18 protein-coding genes and 1 pseudogene are annotated in these 21,247 nt (G+C 70.3%); 11 read left to right on the forward strand and 8 right to left on the reverse strand.

The features are described from left to right. Position 1: 1 nt before the first annotated feature. Both HNR14_RS14845 and HNR14_RS14850 read right to left on the reverse strand, forming a co-directional pair. Positions 2-1,159, reverse strand: coding sequence for an acyl-CoA dehydrogenase family protein (locus HNR14_RS14845; RefSeq protein ID WP_179701646.1), 1,158 nt, complete (start codon positions 1,157-1,159; stop codon positions 2-4). Positions 1,160-1,210: 51 nt separating this feature from the next. Further along, positions 1,211-1,966, reverse strand: a complete 756-nt coding sequence (locus tag HNR14_RS14850; RefSeq protein ID WP_021764374.1) for an SDR family NAD(P)-dependent oxidoreductase — start codon at positions 1,964-1,966, stop codon at positions 1,211-1,213. 58 nt (positions 1,967-2,024) lie between these two features. On the opposite strand from HNR14_RS14850, the gene HNR14_RS14855 reads away from it, so the two are divergent. After that, positions 2,025-2,627, forward strand: a complete 603-nt coding sequence (locus HNR14_RS14855; RefSeq protein WP_179701647.1) for a TetR/AcrR family transcriptional regulator — start codon at positions 2,025-2,027, stop codon at positions 2,625-2,627. Between the two features lie 24 nt (positions 2,628-2,651). Continuing rightward, positions 2,652-3,446 carry an alpha/beta fold hydrolase gene (locus HNR14_RS14860; RefSeq protein WP_021764376.1) on the forward strand — a complete coding sequence of 265 codons (795 nt, stop codon included), beginning with the start codon at positions 2,652-2,654 and terminating at the stop codon, positions 3,444-3,446. 48 nt (positions 3,447-3,494) lie between these two features. On the opposite strand, the gene HNR14_RS14865 is transcribed toward HNR14_RS14860, so the two are convergent. After that, positions 3,495-4,094, reverse strand: coding sequence for a TetR/AcrR family transcriptional regulator (locus HNR14_RS14865; protein ID WP_179701648.1), 600 nt, complete (start codon positions 4,092-4,094; stop codon positions 3,495-3,497). A 103-nt stretch (positions 4,095-4,197) separates the two neighbouring features. On the opposite strand from HNR14_RS14865, the gene HNR14_RS14870 reads away from it, so the two are divergent. Continuing rightward, a complete protein-coding gene (locus HNR14_RS14870; RefSeq protein ID WP_179701649.1) occupies positions 4,198-5,340 on the forward strand; it encodes an ABC transporter permease in 1,143 nt (380 codons plus the stop codon). An 87-nt stretch (positions 5,341-5,427) separates the two neighbouring features. Beyond that, the gene (locus HNR14_RS14875; protein WP_179701650.1) at positions 5,428-6,408 is read left to right on the forward strand and encodes an aldo/keto reductase; all 981 of its coding nucleotides are present in this window, start codon (positions 5,428-5,430) and stop codon (positions 6,406-6,408) included. Between the two features lie 70 nt (positions 6,409-6,478). On the opposite strand, the gene HNR14_RS14880 is transcribed toward HNR14_RS14875, so the two are convergent. Then, positions 6,479-7,369 (reverse strand): PDDEXK family nuclease, encoded by an 891-nt coding sequence (locus HNR14_RS14880; RefSeq protein WP_179701651.1) that lies wholly within the window; start codon positions 7,367-7,369, stop codon positions 6,479-6,481. 126 nt (positions 7,370-7,495) lie between these two features. Continuing rightward, positions 7,496-8,707: an MFS transporter gene (locus tag HNR14_RS14885; protein WP_179701652.1), complete on the reverse strand. Its 1,212-nt coding sequence runs from the start codon at positions 8,705-8,707 to the stop codon at positions 7,496-7,498. Positions 8,708-9,016: 309 nt separating this feature from the next. Here HNR14_RS14885 and HNR14_RS14890 point away from each other — a divergent pair. After that, positions 9,017-11,571: pseudogene (locus HNR14_RS14890) on the forward strand (ribonucleoside-diphosphate reductase subunit alpha). Positions 11,572-11,617: 46 nt separating this feature from the next. Further along, the gene (locus HNR14_RS14895; RefSeq protein WP_021763909.1) at positions 11,618-12,607 is read left to right on the forward strand and encodes a ribonucleotide-diphosphate reductase subunit beta; all 990 of its coding nucleotides are present in this window, start codon (positions 11,618-11,620) and stop codon (positions 12,605-12,607) included. 65 nt (positions 12,608-12,672) lie between these two features. On the opposite strand, the gene HNR14_RS14900 is transcribed toward HNR14_RS14895, so the two are convergent. Beyond that, a complete protein-coding gene (locus HNR14_RS14900) occupies positions 12,673-14,106 on the reverse strand; it encodes a DHA2 family efflux MFS transporter permease subunit (RefSeq protein WP_179701654.1) in 1,434 nt (477 codons plus the stop codon). A gap of 90 nt (positions 14,107-14,196) precedes the next feature. Continuing rightward, positions 14,197-14,748, reverse strand: a complete 552-nt coding sequence (locus HNR14_RS14905; RefSeq protein ID WP_179701655.1) for a TetR/AcrR family transcriptional regulator — start codon at positions 14,746-14,748, stop codon at positions 14,197-14,199. 80 nt (positions 14,749-14,828) lie between these two features. On the opposite strand from HNR14_RS14905, the gene HNR14_RS14910 reads away from it, so the two are divergent. The 4 genes from HNR14_RS14910 (at position 14,829) to HNR14_RS14925 (ending at position 19,619) form a co-directional block, all read left to right on the forward strand. Beyond that, entirely contained in the window at positions 14,829-15,662 is an 834-nt protein-coding gene (locus tag HNR14_RS14910) for a sulfurtransferase (protein ID WP_179701656.1), read from the forward strand. A 92-nt stretch (positions 15,663-15,754) separates the two neighbouring features. Beyond that, entirely contained in the window at positions 15,755-16,777 is a 1,023-nt protein-coding gene (locus HNR14_RS14915; RefSeq protein WP_179701657.1) for a PLP-dependent cysteine synthase family protein, read from the forward strand. A 35-nt stretch (positions 16,778-16,812) separates the two neighbouring features. Next, complete coding sequence (locus tag HNR14_RS14920) at positions 16,813-18,114, forward strand: NtaA/DmoA family FMN-dependent monooxygenase (RefSeq protein ID WP_179701658.1); 1,302 nt, start codon at positions 16,813-16,815, stop codon at positions 18,112-18,114. Continuing rightward, positions 18,114-19,619 (forward strand): aromatic amino acid ammonia-lyase, encoded by a 1,506-nt coding sequence (locus tag HNR14_RS14925; protein ID WP_179701659.1) that lies wholly within the window; start codon positions 18,114-18,116, stop codon positions 19,617-19,619. The genes HNR14_RS14920 and HNR14_RS14925 overlap by 1 nt, the downstream gene beginning before the upstream one ends. Here HNR14_RS14925 and HNR14_RS14930 read toward each other — a convergent pair. Beyond that, a complete protein-coding gene (locus tag HNR14_RS14930; RefSeq protein ID WP_343064502.1) occupies positions 19,583-20,119 on the reverse strand; it encodes a GNAT family N-acetyltransferase in 537 nt (178 codons plus the stop codon). The two genes, HNR14_RS14925 and HNR14_RS14930, sit on opposite strands and share 37 nt — an antisense overlap. Before the next feature lie 218 nt (positions 20,120-20,337). Between HNR14_RS14930 and HNR14_RS14935 the strand changes: the two genes are divergently transcribed. Continuing rightward, on the forward strand, positions 20,338-21,246 hold the full coding sequence (locus tag HNR14_RS14935; protein ID WP_179701661.1) for an ABC transporter substrate-binding protein: 909 nt from the start codon (positions 20,338-20,340) through the stop codon (positions 21,244-21,246). Position 21,247 lies beyond the last annotated feature (1 nt).

Here is a 21,247-nt window from a genome sequence, read left to right on the forward strand (position 1 = left end):
GTCAGCTCTCCGCCGGCCCGAGCCAGGCGTTCGCCACGGTGTTGTGGGCGGACTCGGCGTCGGAGGGATGGAAGATGCCCGCCAGCACGTCGCGGTAGAGCCGGCCGAGCTCGTTCCCGGAGAAGTAGGTCGAGCCTCCCGAGACCCGGATCGCCTGGTCGACCACGCGTCGAGCCGTCTCGGTCGCGCGAACCTTGAGCCCGACGAGCTTCGGGAACCACAGCGCGCCATGGTTCGCCTGGGTGTCGATATCGCGAGCGAGGGCGTCGAGCTGCGGGAGCAGCGCATCCTGATCGATCGCCGCCTCGGCCACCCGCCACCGGATGTCGGGGTCGCTCGCGTAGCTGCGGCCGCCGTCCTTCAGGCTGGTGCGCCGGTGGGCGGCGGCGACGGCGAGGTCGAGCGCGCGGGCGCCGATGCCGGTGTAGACCGACGCGAGCAGGATCTCGAAGTTGGCGAAGATCGCGAAGACCAGCGGGTCGGGGTTGGGCCCAGGATCCAGCCGGCGCACGATCCGGTCGGCGGGGGAGCGGGCGCCGTCGAGGATCGTCGTGCGGCTCTGCGTGGCGCGCATCCCGATGGTGTCCCAGTCGTCGCGGATCTCGAAGCCGCCGCCGTCGCGGTCGACGAAGCCGTAGACGATCTTGGGGCCGTCGGGGCTCGTCGCGTCGAGTCCCATGGTGCCGAGCCGCGTCCAGGCGGGGGAGAGGGAGGTGAAGATCTTGCGGCCGTGGAAGGTGTACGAGCCGTCGTCCGCGGGCCGCGCCTCCGTCGTCGAGCCGAACAGCACGAGGTCGTTGCCCGCCTCGCTGAGGCCGAAGGCGAACACCTCGCCCGCGCCGGCCTCCCGGAGCACGAAGTCGAGGGAGTCGTCGCCGCGGTCGTGCAGCGTCTTCGCGATGCCCGTCCAGACCAGGTGCATGTTCACGGCGAGGGCGGTCGCCGGGGCGGCGCCGGCGAGGCGCACCTGCAGCCGGGCCGTCTGCTCGAGGCCCAGCCCGAGCCCGCCGAACTCCGTCGGCACGAGAGCGCGCAGATAGCCGATCTCGACCAGCTCGGCGAAGTCCTCGTCGAAGAAGCGGTTCTCGGCGTCGTAGACAGCCGCACGGCCCCGGAACCGCTCCAGGAGGTCGTCGCCCAACAGCTCGCGCTCGGTCACGCTCCTCAGCCTAGGGGAGCGCGACCGTGCACGATACGGGCTGTCGCCCGGTCACTGGGCGGTGTAGCCGCCGTCCACCAGGTGGTAGCTGCCGGTGATGAAGCTCGCCGCGTCGGAGGCGAGGAACGCGACCAGGGAGGCCACCTCCTCCGGCTCGCCCAGGCGGCCGAGGGCGTGCTTGCCCTCGAGGAACGCGAGCGCCTCGGCGGAGAGGTTGGCCTCCACGAGCGGGGTGCGGATGAAGCCGGGGCCGACCGCGACGACGCGCACCTTGTCGGCGGCGTACTCGAGCGCGGCGTTCTGCGTGAGGCCGAGCAGCGCGTGCTTGGCGGTGACGTAGGCCGACGAGTTCGCGAAGCCGACGCTGCCCAGGATGGACGCCATGTTGACGATCGCACCGCCGCCGTTCGCGGCCATGGCCTTCAGCTGCGGCTGCATCCCGTAGAACACGGCGTTCAGGTTGACCTCGATGACCTTGCGCCAGCTGTCGAGCGAGTAGTCGCCGACGGTGGCGGCCTCGCCGCCGATGCCCGCGTTGTTGACCGCGATCTTGAGTGGTGCCAGAGCGTTCGCCGCGGCGACGCTCGCCTCGCCGAACGCGGGGTCGGTCACGTCGCCGGCGAGCGCGGCGGCCTTTCCGCCCGCGGCCTCGATCTCGGCCACGACGGCCTGCGCGTGCTCCTCGTTCAGGTCGGTGACGAGGACGGCTGCGCCGCTCGCCGCCAGGGTGAGCGCCACGGCGCGCCCGATGCCCGAGCCACCTCCGGTCACGATCGCGGACCGGTCGGCGACGTCGTACTGAGCCATGAAAATCTCCCTTCAGATATCCGACACCTGTCGGATAACTCCATTGTACGATCGAAAAGTGGATGCACGCCAGGAGAAGACCCTCGGCCGCTTGACGGCGGCCATCCTCGATCTCGCGACGGCCGGCCCGGTCGCCGACGTGTCGGTCTCCGCGCTGGCGACGGCGGCCGGCGTCCACCGCTCGACCGTCTACACCTACGCCGCGTCGCCCGTCGACCTGCTCCAGCGCGTGCTGCGCTCGGAGCTCGACGAGCTGCGCGCCGCGTACCTCGTGGACATCGCCCCGGAGGATGCGGCCGCCGCCGTGCGCGGGGTGACGCGCGCGGTGCTCCAGCACGTGGATGCGCACGACGTGATCTACCGGCGCGGCCTCGGCGCCGAGAGCGGCAGCTCCAGCCTCCACGCCCTTCTGAGCGAGCACTTCGAGGGCTCCATCGAACTGCTGCTCGACCAGCACAGCGTCGACGTGCCCGCGTCCGACGACGTCGAGCGCCGGACCATCGCGCGCTACCTCGCCGACGGCACGATCGGCGCGATCGACGTCTGGCTGAGCCGACCGCGCCCGCGGGATGTGGACGGGCTGCTCGACCTCATCGGGCGACTCACCCCGGCGTGGTGGCCGGACCGACCCGTGCCGCCGCGCGACTCCTCAGCCTCCTGAGAGGCCTGCACGGATAATGGAGGCATGGGCCGGCTGCGCGACACCCTCGACCGCTGGTTCCGCCGCGCCCCGCTGCTCCACGTCGCCGGTGACGAGGGGGAGGGGCCGGTCGTCGTCCTGGTGCACGGCATCGCGTCGTCCTCGGTGACGTTCCAGAACCTCGTCCCTCTGCTCGAGCCGGCCCATCGGGTGATCTCGATCGACATCCTCGGCTTCGGCCGCTCGCCGGCGCCGGAGGATGCGCAGTACACGCTCGAGGAGCACGTGGACGCCCTGCATCGCACACTGCGGTCGCTGCGGCTCCGCGCTCCGTTCGTGCTCATCGGGCACTCGCTCGGGAGCCTGATCGTGGCGCGGTACGCCGCCGACCATCCTGCTGCGCTCACCCGCCTGGTGCTGGTCGGCCCGCCGGTCTACGGTCCGCCCGCCGCGATCGGCGACCGGCGGGTGCGCACCCGAGTCAGTGCCTACCTGCGCGCGTACGAGTTCCTGCGGGCGAACAAGGAGTTCACGATGCGGAACGCCACCATCCTGGCGCGCACGCTCCCGATCAAGGGCGTCTTCGAGATCACCGAGCGCAACTGGACGCCCTTCGTCCGCTCGCTGGAGAACTGCATCGAGCGGCAGACCCTCGTCAGTGACCTCGCCCGCGTGCGCGTACCGGTGCACGTCGTCTACGGGACGCTCGACGCCTTCATCGCCCCCGGGAGTCTCGCCGTGCTCGAAGCGCTGCGCAACGTGACCATGCACCGCGTGGAGGCCAACGACCACATCATCCGTAAACGGCTCGCGCGGGTGGTCGCGACGGCGTGCGGGTGAGGTGTGCGGGCGCCGCGCCCTCGCCGGGGCCGGCCCGGCCGATCCGCGTCAGTCGGTCGGCAGCGCGATCTCGTCGATCGCGGTGAGGTAGGCCTCGCCGTCGAAGCCGGTGAAGAGGGACGACTGCGTGACGTAGCCGTGGACCAAGCCGACGTAGATGCTCACATAGCGCTGGGCCAGCGTTGCGGCGCGATCTTCCGGCACGCCGAGGCCGCTCGCGTACCAGTGCGTCAGATAGTCGCGCAGCATCCCGGTGATCCGCTCGCCGATCTCGGCCGCCACCGTGCCGAGCTCGGGGTTGATCGGCACCTGCCCCCAGACCTGGAGGAGGAGCTGGAGCTCGCCGACCTGCTCCGTGAGGCCGGAGACCAGGAGCCTCACGACCGCACCGGGCGAGGGGAGGGGGTCGCTGTCGCGCGCCGCCGCGACCTCGAAGAAGCGCGCATCCATGATCTCCGCGACGGCGAGGCGGATCAGCTCGTCCTTGCTCTTGTAGTGGCCGTAGATCGCACCCGCCGAGAGGCCGGACTCCTCGATGATGTCGGCCATCGACGTCGCGGCGAAGCCCGAGCGGGCGAAACGGCGGAGCGCCGCCTGCGCGATCTGCTCGCGCCGGGCGTTCTTGTGCTCCTCGGTGACCTTCGGCATCGTCGCCCTCCTCGCGCTCCGAAAACGAATGCTCGTTCTTGACAATAGCGGAGCTGTGCCTCACTATAAAGAACGATCATTCGTTTTTAATGGAGGCGTCGTCATGTCCAGCAACACCCTCACCCCGCACACGCCGTGGCTGCGCTCGATCCTGCTCGCGCTCGGGGCCGCCGTGGCCGTGCTGGTCGTCGTCCTGGCCTTCCTGTGGCCGACCATGACCTCCACGGTCAAGGACCTTCCCGTCGCGGTCGCCGGAGACTCCGCTGCCGCCGCGCAGGTCGAGAAGCAGCTCGCCTCGTCCGCCGACGGCGTCTTCGACCTGACGACGGTCGCCTCCCGCAATGATGCCGTGCACCTCATCCGCACTCGCGCAGTCGACGGAGCGATCGTGCTCGGCGACCGGCCGGAGGTGCTCACGGCCTCCGCGAACGGCGCCGCGGTCAGCCAGCTGCTCGGGCAGGTCGCCGCGACCATCCAGAAGCAGGCGAACGCTCAGGCGTCCGCCGCCGTCGCGAAGGCCGTCGCCGCGGGGCAGGCGCCCGCAGGGACCGTCGCGCCGACCATCACGGTGGCCGTCACGGACGTCGTCCCGCTCGCCTCGACCGACGCCCGCGGGCTCGGGCTCTCGGCGGCCTCCTTCCCGCTCGTCCTCGGCGGGATGCTCGGAGGGGTGCTGATCTCCCTGCTGGTGGCCGGGAGCTGGCGGCGACTGACGGCGGTCGTCGTGTACGCCGTCGTGGGCGGTCTCGGTGTCGCCGCCGTCCTGCAGGCCGGATTCGGCATCCTCCAGGGCGATTACGCGGTGAACGCGCTCGCCGTCGGCCTCTCGATGTTCGCCACCGCTGCTTTCATCGTCGGGATGAACGCGCTCATCGGCACGGCGGGCATCCCGCTCGGCGCGGTGCTCACCATCCTCGTCGGCAATCCCCTGTCGGCTGCGGCTCAGCCGATGCAGTTCATCGCCGGGCCGTGGGGCGAGATCGGGCAGTGGTTCGTGCCGGGCGCCTCCGTCACCCTGCTGCGCGACCTGTCCTACTTCCCTGACGCCGATGCGAGCGGGTCGTGGCTCATCCTGCTCGGCTGGGCGGTGCTCGGGCTGATGGGGATGACCGTCGGGCACTTCCGCAACCAGCGGGTGGTGGCCGCAGCGGCGCCGGAGGTCGCGGATGCGGGAGCCGCCGAGTCGGCGGGTGTCGCGGGGCGCGCGGGTACGGCCGCACCGGAGGGCGCTGCCGTAGCCGTCTGAGGCGTCGCCCGCCGCGGGCCACGGCCGCCGGCCGCGGGGCGCCGGCCGTGGGCCGTGGGCCGTGAGCCGCCCGGCTAGGGTGGGCGCATGGAGCAACGGACGCTGGGCAGGACCGGCCGCGAGGTCTCGGTCGTCGGACTCGGAACCTGGCAGCTCGGCGCCGACTGGGGCGACGTGCGCGAGGAGGACGCCTTCGAGGTGCTCGACGCGGCGGCCGAGGCCGGCGTCACCTTCTTCGATACGGCCGACGTCTACGGCGATGGTCGCAGCGAGCAGCTCATCGGCCGGTTCCGGGCGGCGCGACCCGACCTCCCGCTGACCGTCGCGACCAAGATGGGCCGCCGGGAGGCGCAGGATCCCGCGAACTTCACCCTCGCGAAGTTCCGCGAGTGGACCGACCGCTCGCGCCGCAACCTCGGCGTCGACACGCTCGACCTCGTCCAGCTCCACTGCCCGCCGACCCCCGTCTTCTCGAACGACGCGGTGTACGACGCCCTCGACACCCTGGTGGCCGACGGCGCGATCGCGAACTACGGCGTCAGCGTCGAGACCTGCGACGAGGCGCTCGCCGCGATCGCTCGTCCCGGGACCGCCAGCGTGCAGATCATCCTCAACGCCTTCCGCTTGAAGCCGCTCGACGAGGTGTTGCCCGCCGCACGTGCAGCCGGTGTCGGGATCATCGCCCGCGTGCCGCTCGCATCGGGACTGCTCACCGGCCGCTACTCCGAGCAGACCGAGTTCTCGGCGGACGACCACCGCTCCTACAACCGCCACGGCGAGGCGTTCGACGTGGGCGAGACCTTCTCGGGCGTCGACTATGCCGAGGGTGTGCTCGCCGCCCGCGAGTTCGCGGCGCTCGCCCCCGAAGGGTTCACCCCGGCGCAGACCGCCCTCGCCTGGATCATCGCCCAGCCCGGCGTCTCCACCGTCATCCCCGGCGCCCGCTCCGCCGAGCAGGCCCGGTCCAACGCCGAGGCGGCCCGCTTCCCGCATCTCCCGGACCTCGACCCCGCCGTCCACGCCATCTACGACACCCACTTCCGCGCCGCCATCCACCCCCGCTGGTAGCCCCCTCCCGCCTTCCCGCCCTTACGCGAGACGTGAGTGGTTGCGGGTGCGGGAGGCCCCACACCCGCAACTACTCACGTCTCGCGAGGAGTTTTCGCACACGTGTGAGAAGTGCGGCGGGTTCGTGGAGGTCGGAGGCGGTCACGCGGACCATCCGCCAGCCGAGATCCTCGACCCGCTCGCGGCGCCGCAGATCCTTCATCCAGACCCGTCGGTCGACACGGTGGATGTCGCCCTCGTACTCGAGCGCGATCTGCTCGATCGGATAGGCGAGGTCTGCGCGCGCGATCGCAGCGCCGACGCGATCGAGCAGGGTGAAGTTCACCGCGGGCTCCGGGAGACCCGCGTCGGTCAAGAGCAGCCGCAGGCGAGTCTCACCGGGCGAGTCGACGCCCGTGCGGACGGCCGGGAGCTGGGCTCGCGCCTGCTTCACCCCGCGCCGCCCCGGCCACGCCGCCACGATGCTCTCGAGGTGATCTCGTGTCGTCCACGGTGCCGATCCTGAGACCAGATAGTCGGCCACGGCGATCGACGATGGGCGGTCCAGCAGCGGGACCAGGTCGAGCCATGTCTGCGCAGGTGAGGTCACCGGAAAGGCGCCGACCAGCGCGGGAGACCAGCTCGCGATCGTGTGGGAATGGATGCCCGCTATCTGTGGCGCACGCTCGCCGGCGGGGACGGTCACATGGATCGGATCATCCACGTCGAGATGGCGGGGGAGCGGCGCGCCGTACAGCCGTGCCGCCGTGACGTGGCTGAACAGGAGGCGATCGTCGCGGTGGCACAGCAGAGCTGAGCAGCGCTCCTGGAGCGTGGGCGCAGCCGCCGCGATCCGCACTCCGCGCAGGGGCGCGTGCAGATCGGACGCCCGGAGTCGCCCCGCGCTCACGCCGCTCTGCAGCGCATCTTGCACGTGGAAGGGCCCGCGGAGTGCGTGCGGGAGGGGTGTGATCCGTACCATCCCCTCACCCTGCCCGGACGTTCCTTCGTCCGGTCCGTTATCCACATCCCTCCCTCGCGAGACGTGACTTGTTGCGGGTGGGGAGTGCCCCACACCCGCAACAAGTCACGTCTCGCGAGAAGCGGGTCAGGAGGGCTGGACGGGGACGGGCTCGGTGTCGGGGATGGGGGAGGCGTCGCGGCCGCGGAGGTCGGGGTGGATGCGGTGCGCCAGGGCGGCGACGACGAATCCGACCAGGGCGAAGAGCGCGGCGGCCCAGAAGGCACCGAGGGCGCCGAAGCCGTCGATGAGGAACCCGGCGAGGGCAGAGCCGAGGGCCGCACCGATGAGCTGTCCAGTGCCGACCCAGCCGTACGCCTCGGCGGTGTCGGAGAACTTCACGCTCGCGGAGACGATCGCGAAGAGCACCGCGAGAGCCGGGGCGATGCCGACGCCCGCGATGAGCAGCGTGGCGGACAGGGCCCACGGCGACCAGAGCATGAAGCTCGAGAGGCTGACGCCGATGAACACGAGCAACATGCGTCGGGCGGTGGCCCACGGCCCGATCGGCACGTGGCCGAAAGCGAGCCCGCCGACGAGGGAGCCGACGGACCAGATGGCGAGGACGATGCCCGAGAGCGGGGAGCCTTCGTCGAAGGTGGCGACGACGCCCGCCTCCACGGCGGCGCACGAGCCGATGAGCAGGAAGCCGACGACCGTCGCCAGCAGCACGGGCGGCCGGGTGAGCACCACGCCGAAGCGCCGCTTGCTGCGCGGGATGCGCACGCGCCCGACCTCGGGTGAGGCGATGAACCAGAAGCCGCCGAGCAGCATGATCGCCACGGACATCAGGATGCCCTCGACGGTGCCGATCTGGGTCGAGACGAACGTGATCGCCACCGGACCCGCGATCCAGATGATCTCCTGCGCCGAGGCGTCGAGCGAGAACAGTGGGGTCAGCTGCCGCGAGTTGACCATCTTGGGGTAGATGGTGCGCACGGCCGGCTGGATCGGCGGCATGCTGAGGCCGGCGAAGAAGGCGACGGCCATCGTCGCGGGGATGGGCATCACGATGAGGCCGATCACGGCGACGGCGACGGCGCAAAACGCCAGCGTCGTCCACAGCACCACGCGCATCCCGAGCACGCCCATGAGGCGGCTCGTCATCGGCCCGGCGATCGCCTGGCCGATGCTCATCGCGGCGAGCACGAGTCCGGCCGCCCCGTAGGAGTGGTGGACGCGCTCGATGTGCAGCAGGAAGGCGAGCGAGAGCATGCCGAAGGGGAACCGCGCCGTCAGCTGTGCGGCGATGATCCGCGCGACACCGGGGGTCTTCAGAAGGCTCGAGTAACTGCTCACAATCCGATCACTCTATCGGGCGGAAACGGCCTTCCACGAGGGTCCACGCAGAGTGCGTCACCCGCATGAGGGCCTGTGGATATGTGCATAACTCATGCACATCTGTGGACGACACGCCCACTAGATATGGGGGGATGGAAATGTCGGCACCCCGCTATATAGTGGTCAAACACGGATCGCCGCAGCACACGGAAATCGCCTCGCTGCGGCTCGATCCACGGGGAAACAGCGCCGGACCAGCCCTTCGAGGGAGCCGGTGCACGACCATGCCGCCACTCGGGTTGACGGCAGTGCGAAGAGGGAGAGAACGTGCCAATCACCGTCGTGAAGCGGAATGGCGAGCGCGAGCCGTACGACGCCAACAAGATCAACCTGGCCATCGAGACGGCGGCCGAGGGCCTGGACGACAACATCACCTGGGTCACCCAGATCGCGAGCGAGCTCGAGCTCACTCTCTTCGACGGCATCACGACCCAGCAGCTCGACGAGGCCGTCATCCAGGTCGCCCTGCAGAACGTCAAGGACGACCCGGCGTTCGACACCGTCGCCGCACGCCTCCTCCTCAAGACGATCTACAAGCGCGTCCTCGGCGACTACGCCGACTTCGAAGAGCTCGTCTCCCTCCACGGCTCGCACTTCCGCTCCTACGTCGAGCGTGGCGTCGCCGAGACCCTCCTCGACTCCCGCTTCACCCAGCTCTTCGACCTCGACCGCCTCTCCTCCGCGCTCGACCCGTCACGCGACGAGCTGCTCAAGTACATCGGCGTCGTCACCCTCAACAACCGCTACGGCATCAAGGCCCGCAACGGCGACTCGCTCGAGGTGCCCCAGTACTTCTGGATGCGCATCGCGATGGGCCTCTCGCTCAACGAGGCCGACCCGACGAGCCACGCCCTCGCCTTCTACGAGAAGATGTCGAAGCTCGAGTACCTGGCCGCGGGCTCCACGCTCGTCAACGCCGGCACCGCGTACCCGCAGCTCTCCAACTGCTTCGTCATGGAGATGCAGGACGACATCGAGCACATCGCCAAGTCGGTCCGCGACGTCATGTGGCTCACCAAGGGCACCGGCGGCATCGGCCTCTCGGTCACCAAGCTGCGTGCTCAGGGCTCGCCCATCCGCTCGAACAACACGACCTCCACCGGTCCGATCCCGTTCATGCACACCATCGACTCGGTGCTGCGCGCGGTCAGCCGTGGCGGCAAGAAGTTCGGCGCCCTGTGCTTCTACATGGAGAACTGGCACATGGACTTCCCGGAGTTCCTGGACCTGCGCCAGAACTCCGGCGACCCCTACCGCCGCACCCGCACCGCCAACACCGCGGTGTGGATCAGCGACGAGTTCATGAAGCGCGTCCAGAACGACCAGGACTGGTACCTGTTCGACCCGCTGGAGGTCTCGGACCTCAACGAGCTCTACGGCAAGGAGTTCTCGGAGCGCTACCAGCACTACATCGACGAGGCCGAGGCCGGCCGCATCGTGATGTTCAAGAAGATGAGCGCGCGCGCCCAGTTCAAGGACATCCTGATGAGCCTCCAGACCACCAGCCACCCGTGGCTGACCTGGAAGGACACGATCAACAACCGTGCCCTCAACAACAACACCGGCACCATCCACCTGTCGAACCTGTGCACCGAGATCACGCTGCCGCAGGACCGCGACAACGTCTCGGTCTGCAACCTGGCGTCGATCAACCTCTCGCGCCACATCGTCGACGGCAAGATGGACTTCGCCCGCATCGAGGAGAGCGCCCGCCAGGCGGTCCGCCAGCTGGACAACCTCATCGACATCACCGTGTCGAGCGTCGACGAGGCCGACTTCTCGAACCAGCAGAACCGCGCCATCGGCCTCGGCGTGATGGGCTTCACCGACATCGTCGAGCGCCTCGGCCTCAGCTACGAGAGCGAGGAGGCGTACGCCCTGATCGACGAGATCATGGAGCACGTCTCGTACGCGGCGATCGACGAGAGCGCCGACCTCGCTCAGGAGCGCGGCGCGTACCCGAACTTCGAGGGCTCGCGCTGGTCGAAGGGCCTCGTGCCCTACGACTCGATCGCGCTCACCGAGGCCGACCGCGGCATCCCGATCACCGTGGACCGCACGATCCGCCTCGACTGGGATCGCCTGCGCGAGAAGGTCAAGGGCGGCATGCGCAACGCCACCCTGATGGCGATCGCTCCGACGGCGTCGATCGGCCTCGTGGCCGGCACGACCCCCGGCTTCGACCCGCAGTTCTCGCAGATCTTCAGCCGGTCCACCTCGTCGGGCAAGTTCCTCGAGGTCAACCGCAACCTGGTCGCCGCGCTCCAGGAGCGCGGCCTGTGGGAGGACGTGCGCGAGTCCATCCTCCGTTCGCAGGGCGACATCCAGGGCATCGCTGCGATCCCCGACGAGATCAAGGCGACGTTCAAGACGAGCTTCCAGCTCTCGCCGCACGCCTTCATCGAGGTCGCGGCCCGCGCTCAGAAGTGGATCGACCAGGCCATCAGCCGCAACATGTACCTGGAGACCCGGGACCTCGGCGACATGATGGACATCTACTACGCAGCGTGGGAGAAGGGCGTCAAGACGACGTACTACCTCCACATGAAGCCGCGTCACCAGGCCGAGCAGTCGACGGTCAAGGTCAACAAGTCCGAGGAGATCTCGGGCGGCCGCAAGGGCTTCGCGACCGTCGGCGCCGGTGCGCCGGCCGCCGCGGCCGAGCCCGCCGCCGCACCGGCTCCCGCCGCCCCCGCTCGTCGCGGGTTCGGCTTCGGAGGTCTCTCGGGAGGTGACAAGTAATGAACACCGCCACCAAGATCGAGGAGTACTACGTGCCGGTCGACCCGATGGACGACCTGCAGTGCGAGTCCTGCCAGTAATCACGCACTGCGCGCGCCGTCGAGTCTGAAGAGGAGAAACAGAACTATGGGCATCCTGGGTACCGGGATCGAAGAGGGCCTGCTGCTCAAGCCGGTGAAGTACCAGTGGGCGATGGACCTGTACGACCAGGCCGTCGCGAACACCTGGTTCCCGAACGAGATCCAGCTCGGTGAGGACATCGCCGACTTCAAGAAGATGACCGACGAGGAGCGTCACGCGGTCACCTTCCTGATGAGCTACTTCAACCCGAACGAGCTCCTCGTCAACAAGGCGCTCGCGTTCGGCGTCTACCCCTACATCAACGCGGCCGAGGCGCACCTCTACCTCGCCAAGCAGATGTGGGAGGAGGCGAACCACTGCATGTCGTTCGAGTACGTCCTCGAGACGTTCCCGATCGACCGCGAGCAGGCCTACAACTCCCACGTCGACGTGCCGTCGATGGCCCGCAAGGAGGAGTTCGAGGTCCAGTTCATCAAGCGGATGACCGAGCAGACCCTCGATATCACGACGACCGAGGGCAAGCAGGACTTCATCCGCAACCTCGTCGCGTACAACGTGATCCTCGAGGGCATCTGGTTCTACTCGGGCTTCATGGTCGCGCTTTCGTTCCGCCAGCGGAACCTGCTGCGCAACTTCGGTTCGCTGATCGACTGGGTGGTGCGCGACGAGTCGCTGCACCTCAAGTTCGGCATCAACCTCATCCTCACGGTCCTCGAGGAGAACCCCGACCTGCAGACGCCGGAGTTCGCCAACGAGATCCGCCAGATGATCCTCGACGCCGTCGAGATGGAGGAGCAGTACAACCGCGACCTCCTCCCGGGCGGCATCCTGGGCCTCAACGCGAACTACATCAACCAGTACGTCCGCTACCTGGCCGACCGCCGACTGGAGGAGCTCGGCTTCGAGGCCGAGTACAAGGTCTCCAACCCGGCCAAGTGGATGGCGACCGCCAACGACACCCTCGAGCTGGTCAACTTCTTCGAGTCGACCAACACCTCGTACGAGTCGAACGCGAAGGCGTCCACCGGGCACTGACGCACGCGCGTACACGAAGGGGCGGCCCCGGGACATCCCGGGCCGCCCCTTCGCCGTTCGCGCCGTCAGGCTCGGCGCCGCACGACGGTCGTCACGATCGCGCCGACGACGGCGAACCCGGCCACTCCGAAGAAGAGCAGCTGGAATCCGCCTGCCGTCGCGTCCACCGGCGTCGATCCCGAGTGCACGAGCGACGCCGTCTGGACCGCTGCGATCCCGCCGAGGACGGCCAGTCCCACTGCGCCGCCGACCTGCTGACTGGTGTTGACGAGGCCGCTCGCGAGGCCGGACTCGGCCTCGACCGCACCGCGAACGGCGAGCTGGGTGGCCGTCACGAACGTCGCGCCCAGGGCGGCTCCGATGACCACGCTCGGGAGGATGAACCCGGTCACGAGCCCGGTCCGCCCGGCCAGCGCGAACCACGTCACGCCCGCGGCGAGCAGCACGAGCGCGCCGGTGAGGGCGGGCCGCAGTCCGACGCGGGCCACCACAGCGGGGACCCCGCCTGCGACCGCGACCAGAGCGAGGGCGAGCGGCAGCTGGCTGAGGCCGGCGCTCAGGGCGTCGAGCCCGAGCACCTCCTGCAGGTAGACCGAGAGGGCGAAGAACAGGGCCACGGTCGAGCCGCCGACCAGCAGCATCACCACGTTGCCCGCGGCGGCATCCCGGTTGCGGAAGAAGCCGAAGGGCAGCAACGGGTGCGCGACGCGACGCTCGACGATAACGAACGCCGTGAGGAGAGCGAGCGCGGCGACGACGAGGCCGAGGACGATCGGGTGCGTCCAGCCCAAGACGCCACCCTCGCTCAGAGCAGCGACGGCGGACGCGAGGCCCAGGGTCGCGGTGACGGCGCCCGCGGTGTCGATCGGCGCACTGCTCGTGCGGGGGTCCCGGGAAAGCAGTCGCGGGAGCACGAGGACGACGAGGACCCCCACGGGTACGTTCACGAAGAACACTGACGCCCAGCCGAAGGAGGCGGTGAGCACCCCGCCGAGGAGCACGCCGGCGGCGCTTCCCATCCCGGCAACCGCGCCCCAGACGCCCAGTGCTTTGCCTCGGGCGGCGCCGTCGGGGAAGAGGAGCGTGAGCAGCGCAAGGGCCGCCGGCGCGAGCAGTGCCGCGAACCCACCCTGGAGAGCGCGGGAGGCGAGCAGCATCCCTCCGCTCGTCGAGAGGCCCGCCAGCAGGGACGCCGCGGCGAACCCGGCCACGCCGACGAGGAACATCCGCCGGTGGCCGAAGCGGTCGGCCAGGCGCCCGCCGAGCAGGAGCAGGCCGCCGAACGGCAGCACGTATGCGCTGACGACCCACGCCAGGGAGGCGGTGCCCAGGTGGAGTGCTGCGCCGACGCTGGGGAGGGCGATGTTCACGATGGACGCGTCCAGGACGACGAGGAACTGGGCCAGCGCCAGGATGGTCAGGGCCCACCACGGGTGCGTGGAGCGGGCGCTGGATGCGAGGCCGCCGGGGTGAGGCGCGATGCGGGTTGACGATGTCATGGTCTGTCCTTTCAGTGTGAGTGATTGATCAATCACTCTTGAAGGGTGGAGCGGGAATGGAGGGCGGATAGGGATAATTCGGCGGCCGCCTCAGGGGTGACGGATGCCGTGGGTGAGCGTGCGCGCCCACTCGTCCGGGAGGTCGTCGAGACCAAGAGTCACGGTGAGATGGCACAACTGGCCCCAGGCGATGAAGTGCTGGACGGCCGCGCCATCCGCGCCCGAGCGCGTGCCGGCGAACCGGGTCACTCGGGCCAGGCCGCGGCGGAGCGCGTCGTGGATCTCGGGCACGTCGGCCGCGGACTGTGCGTGCACCTGCAGCATGAGGAGCGAGCGGTCGGAGATCAACTCGGCATAGGCGAGACCCATGGCATCGAGGATCTCGTCCGGGGTGCCGTCCGCCGCCGTACGGGCTCCGCGCTCGAGCGCGTCCTCGATGAGCTCGAAGCACCGGTCGAGGGCGGCGACGAAGAGGCTCTCCTTGCCCGGGAACAGCTTGAAGACGTACGCGGGGGAGATGTCGGCATCCGAGGCGACGGCGGCGATCGGCGTGCCGAGGTAGCCGGTGCGGGCGAAGACGGTGATCGCACTGGCGAGCACGGCCTCGCGGCGGTCGTCGGCGGTGGAGAGCGTTCGTGGCATGTGAGTGACTGTACACTCACTCCCGCACCCCCACAACACCTCCGGCGAGAGCACGGCGGAAGCGGTGCGAGAATCGGGTCATGCGTCCTCTCGTCTCCGCTCCCGAACTCGCCGCAGAACTTGCGACGTCGACCCCGCCCCGGCTGCTCGACGTCCGGTGGAAGCTGGGCGGACCTCCCGGTGCCGAGGAGTTCCAGGGAGGCCACATTCCCGGAGCGGTATACGTCGATCTCGACACCGAGCTCGCCCGACACGGCGCACCGACGGAGGGACGGCATCCACTGCCCGACGAGGCCGAGTTCCAGGCCGCCGCACGCCGGTGGGGGCTGAACGACGGAGACGCGGTCGTCGTCTACGACGACGTCTCCGGGACCTCCGCCTCCCGCGCCTGGTGGCTGCTCCGCCACGCCGGGGTGCGGAACGTCCGTGTGCTCGACGGCGGTCTCGCCGCGTGGAGGGCTGCAGGGGGCGCCGTCGAGACCGGGGTGGTCATCCCGGAGCCGGGAGGCGTCTCGCTCGCCTTCGGCACCCTCCCGACCATCGATGCGGACGATGCCGCGACGTTCTCCGAGCGCGGCCTGCTCCTCGACGCCCGCGCCGGGGAGCGGTACCGCGGGGAGGTCGAGCCGGTCGATCCGCGCGCGGGTCACATCCCGGGCGCGCTCAGTGCACCGACCGTTGACGCGCTCGACGCCGACGGACTCCTGTTGCCGGCGGATCGGCTCGCCGAGCGTTTCGCGGCGCTCGGCGCGGTGCCCGGCACGGCCGTCGCCGTGTACTGCGGCTCCGGCGTGACGGCCGCGCACACCGTGCTCGCCCTGGAGGTCGCGGGCCTGCCGACGCCCGCCCTCTATCCCGGCTCGTTCTCCGCCTGGTCCAACGACGCCGCGCGGCCGGTCGCGACCGGGGAGTGAATCCGGGACGACCGTCCTCGACGCCCCCTGCTCGGTTGTAATACGCGGCAACAGGCGTGCGCCTTCCCAGCGTGAGCGCCTAGTCTCCCTCCATGACCACGCTCGACGTCCGCCCCTCCGACCTCCCCGGCGCGCTGCCGGAGGTCGAGGTCTGCGACTCGGTCGCGGCGCTTATCGGGAACACGCCCGTCGTCGAACTGCACACGCTGACGCGGGGGCTGGGCTCGCGCGTGCTCGTGAAGCTCGAGGGCCGCAATCCGGGTGGCTCGTCGAAGGACCGGATCGCGCTCAACATGATCCGGACCGCGGAGGCGTCCGGCGCCCTCGCGCCCGGTGCCACGATCGTGGAGGCCACGAGCGGCAACACCGGGATCGGCCTGGCGCTCATCGGCCGCCTGACCGGGCATCCCGTGGTCATCGTGCACGCCGCGGACATCTCGGACGAGAAGCGCAAGGTGCTCGCCGCCTACGGCGCCCGCCTGGTGGAGGCCGACTGGGAGGCCGCACCGGACGATCCGGCCAACCCGCGTGCCCTCGCCGACCGGATCGCCGCCGAGACGCCCGGCGCCTGGCGGCCGGCGCAGTTCGCGAACACCGCGAACCCCGACGCGCATTACCGCGGCACCGGCCCGGAGATCTGGCGCCAGACCGGCGGCCAGGTCACCCACTTCGTGGCCTCGATCGGCACCGGCGGCACGGTCAGCGGCACCGGCCGCTTCCTCAAAGACGTCACCGGAGGTGCCGTGCGCGTCTACGGCGCCAACCCGGTCGGCTCCACCTACGGCGGCGGACCCGCCGGGCGCATCCTCGTCGACGGCGTCGGCAGTGCGTGGCCGCGCGAGTTCTGGCCCGAGACGTTCGATCACGCGGTGGTGGACGAGGTCCACACCATCGAGGACGCCGAGGTGTACCGTACGGTGCGCCGTCTGGCGGCCGAGGAGGCCCTCCTGCTCGGCCCGTCGTCAGGGCTGGCGGTCGCGGCCGCTCTGCGCATCGCCGAGCGGGCCCCCGCGGGCTCCGTGGTCGTGGCGATCGCGCCGGACGGCGGCATCAACTACCTGACGAAGGCGTTCGACCCGCTGTGGCTGCAGGCCTCCGGCGTCGACGCCGACTGACGACTGACGACTGACGACGCGGACGAAAGAGACACATGGCACTCCTCCATTTCGGCTGGTTCCTCGGCGCGGGCTTCGGCGTGCAGGGCTGGGGCGACCCGAGCTACGGCGTCGGGTACGACTGGCGCCAGCCGCCGATCTACCAGGACGCCGCGCGCACGTTCGAGGCGAACGGCCTCGACCTGTTCATCATCGAGGACGGCGTCGCCGTGCCCGACACCTACGGCGGCAGCGCCGAGGTCAACCTCTCGGCCGCGCGGTTCGTCCCGAAGCATGACCCGCTGCCGCTCGTCCCGTACCTCCTCGGTGCGACGAGCCGGCTCGGCATCGTCCCGACCCTGAGCGCGAGCTTCTACGAGCCGTTCACCGCGGCCCGCCTGCTCAGCACGCTGCAGCATTTCGCGGGAGGCCGGCTCGGCTTCAATGTCGTGACCAGCGGCTCCGACCTCGCCGCCCAGAACTACGGGCTCGACAAGCAGATCGATCACGACCTCCGCTACGACCGCGCCGACGAATGGGTGGATGTCGTCCGCAAGCTCTGGCGCAGCTGGGAGCCCGACGCGATCGTCGAGGACGTCGCGAACGGCGTCTACGCCGACTTCCGCAAGGTGCACACGATCGACCACGAAGGCCGGTTCTTCCGGGTGCGCGGGCCCCTGAACACGGCTCCCGCCGCCGAGGAGCCGGTGATGGTCCAGGCCGGGGCGTCCGGCCGCGGGCGCGACTTCGCGGGCAAGAACTCGGACGTGGTGCTGGCCCTGGCGTCGACGGCCGAGCGGATGCGGGAGTACCGCGACAGCATCCGGGCCGTCGCGGTCGAGAACGGCCGCGACGCCGACGCCATCAAGGTCCTCTTCGTCGTGCAGCCGATCGTCACCGCGAACGCCGAGGAGGCCGCGACGGTGCGGGCCGCCCGCGCCGAGCTGACGCAGGCCGCGATCGACGAGCAGCTGCAGTCGATCTCGTACCTCACCGGGGTCGACTTCAAGACGTTCGATCTGGACGCGCCCCTGCCCGAGCTCACGACCAACAGCAACCAGGGGACGCTCGACAACTTCGTCCGGTCGGCGCCGGCCGGCTCGACCCTGCGCGAGATCCTGCAGACCCGGGCCAAGAAGGACGGCCTGGCGATCGTGGGCACCGCGGACGAGATAGCGGACCACCTCGGCGAGCTGGGGGAGGCGGTCGGCGGCGACGGCTTCCTCTTCACCGGGCAGGTGCATCCCGCCAACGTGCACCGCACGCTCGACCCGCTCGTGCCCGCACTCCGGCGCCGTGGACTGCTGCGCACCGAGCTGGGCGACGGCGGGCTGCGCCGCAACCTCCAGGACTTCTGATGGCCGCCGCCGCTCCGATCCGGCTCGGCGCCGCGGCCCCGCGCCCGGAGGACATCGCGGCCGTCGCCGACGGGGCGGAGGTCGAGTTGGCCTTCGAGGCGCGGGAGACGCTCGCGGCCTCCCGCGCGGTGGTGGAGCGCGCGATCGCCTCGGGCGAGCCGGTCTACGGCCTGAACCGCCGGCTGGGTGCGGGCCGTGACGACGCCGTGGACCCGGAGGAGTTCGCCGCCTTCCAGCGCCGCACGATCGCGAATCACCGCGGTGGGGTGGGCGACCCGCTGTCGGCGCGGGAGGCGCGCGCCGTCGTCGTCGCCCGGCTGGCCGGCTTCACCCGCGGGGGAGCCGGGGTCCGTCCCGTCCTCGCCCAGGCCTACGCCGACATCCTGAACGCGGGCGTCGTCCCCTTCATCCCCTCACGGGGCTCAGTGGGCGCGGCCGACCTGACTGCGCTGGCGGAGGTCGTGGCCGTGGTGACCGGCGACGGCGCCGTGATCGACGGGAGCGCGAGCGGCGGCCCGGCCCGGGAGGCGCTGGCCGCGGCGGGACTCGAACCGCTCGATCCCGCGCCGCACGAAGCCCTCGCCGCCCTCAGCTCGAACGCGTACAGCATCGGCGTCGGCTCTCTCGCGCTCCTCGACGCCGAGGCGCTGACCGCCGTCGCGGACCATGCCGTGGCTCTGTCGCTGGAGGCCGCCGCCGCGGCGGGTCCTGCCGGGAACCCGAGCCCGTACACGGCGATCGTGGCCGAGGCCCGCGGCGGCCGGGGCCAGATCGACTCGGCGGCCGCGATCCGCGCGGCTCTCGACGGCAGCGCGCTGCACGACCCGGCGCGGCCCGTGACCGTGCAGGATCCGCTCGCCTTTCGCAGCGCACCGCAGCTGCACGGTGCACTGAGGGAGGCCGTCGAGCGCGTCCGCACGGAACTCGAGCTGGAGCTCGCCGCGCGCAGCGAGAACCCGGTCGTCGACGTCGCGTCGGATCGGCTGGTCTCGGGCGGCAACTTCCAGGCCCTCCCGCTCGCGCTCGCGTTCGAGGGGCTGCGGCTCGCGATCGCACACGTCGCGGCGGCGTCCGAGCGGCGTACCGCGGCGCATTCCGTCGCACTGGCGCCTGCACGTGCCGACGGGCGCACCCGGGTCCCCGGACTGCTGCTGTACTCCGCAGCCTCCGCGGCTGCGGAGCTCAAGCAGCTGGCGGTCCCCGCCACCCTGGGCAGCACGACACTCTCCGGAGTGGAGGATCACTCGTCCTTCGCCCCGCTGGCCCTTCGCCTCGCTCAGCGCTCGCTCGCCCTCGCGGCCGAGGTGTTCGCTGCCGAGGCGCTGCACGCCGTCGAGTTGCTCCACGCGAACGGCGCGCTCCCAGCCGGCTCCGTCACCGGGCCGTTGGCCATGCGCCTGGAGGAGGTCATCGAGGCCGGTGCTCCGGCCCGCACGCTGGTCGAGCAGGCCGCGGCGGAGCTGCGTGCTCAGCCGGCTGCGACGTCCTTGCGGAACCCCAGGTAGGAGACCTTCTCCCAGTCGTCGTCGAGATCGAACAGCGGCGCGTAGCCGAGCGAGAGGTAGAGGGCGACGGCCTCCGGCTGGCGCGCGCCGGTCGTCAGCACGATCGACCGGATGCCGCGGCGGGCTGCCTCCGCCTCGAGCTCTGCCATCACGCGGCGGGCCAGGCCCTGCCGACGGTGCGCCGAGTGCGTCCAGACCCGCTTGACCTCGACGGTGTCCGCGTCCTCCCGCATGAAGGCCCCGCCGGCGACGGCGTGCCCCTCCTCGTCGACGAGCAGGAGGAACGTTCCGCCCTCCGCGACCGTGAAACGCTCGGCGGGGTAGCGGCTGAGCTCGACGGACGAGGGGATGCCGTCGTTCAGCCCGTAGCGCTCGTCGTACTCGCGCGAGAGCTCCTCGACGAGGGACGAGGCGCGGGGGTCGTCGGGGCGGGTGACGACGACGCGGGCGGTCGCGGCCAGGGTCTGCTGCGGCGCGTCGCCGGATCTCGGTTCGGTCACGCATCGACGATACGACAGCTCTGCGACACGCGCGGGAGCGGGGTCACAGATCGTCATTCGCAACGGATTCCACGCAAGGAAACGCGAAATCTGTTGGAAACCTGCAGGAAAAGCGCCGTTTCACGCGCAAATTAGTGTGAGAACTGCGCCCGAGCGCTGGGGTATGCTCCCCATACCTCCTGCAACCCTTGCATCCAGGAAGAAGGACCATCACCATCATGCGTATCCGATCCGTGGCCCCGGTGGCCGCTTTCGCCGCTGTCGCCGCGCTGGCCCTCACCGGCTGTGTCGACAACTCCACCCCGTCCAGCAGCGGCACCTCGACGTCGAGCGCCGCCGCCGTCGACGTCAAGAAGGACGACGCCCTCGCCGCCTCGCTGCCCGAGAAGATCAAGTCGGCCGGCAAGCTCGTCGTCGGCATGGACAACACCTACCCGCCGAACGAGTACAAGGACGACAACAGCCAGCCCGTCGGCTGGGAGGTCGACCTGGCCAAGGCCATCGGCGACAAGCTGGGCGTCAAGACCGAGTTCTCGATCGCGAAGTTCGACAACATCATCCCGAAGGTCGCGGGCGCGCAGAACGACTACGGCATGTCGTCGTTCACCGACACGACCGAGCGCGAGCAGCAGGTCGACTTCGTCAACTACTACAGCGCGGGCATCCTGTGGGCGTCCGCCAAGGGCAAGACCGTCGACCCCGACAACGCCTGCGGGCTGAAGGTCGCGGTGCAGTCGACCACGTACGAGGACACCGACGAGGTCCCCGCCAAGTCCAAGGCGTGCACCGACGCGGGCAAGGCGGCCATCCAGGTGCTCCGCTACGACACCCAGGACGACGCCACCAATGCTGTCGTCCTCGGCAAGGCCGACGCCCTGAGCGCCGACTCGCCCGTCACCCTGTACGCGATCTCGAAGACCGACGGCAAGCTCCAGGAGGCCGGCAAGACCTTCGACGAGGCCCCCTACGGTCTCCCGGTCGCCAAGGGCTCCGAGCTCACGCCCGTGCTGCAGAAGACGGTCCAGGCGCTGATCGACGACGGCTCCTACGGCAAGATCCTGGACAAGTGGGGCGTCTCCGACGGCGCCGTCACCAAGGCCGAGGTCAACGCCGCCTCGAAGGGCTGAC

Source organism: Leifsonia naganoensis (genome assembly GCF_013410615.1).
GTDB classification, from domain to species: Bacteria; Actinomycetota; Actinomycetes; order Actinomycetales; family Microbacteriaceae; genus Leifsonia; species Leifsonia aquatica.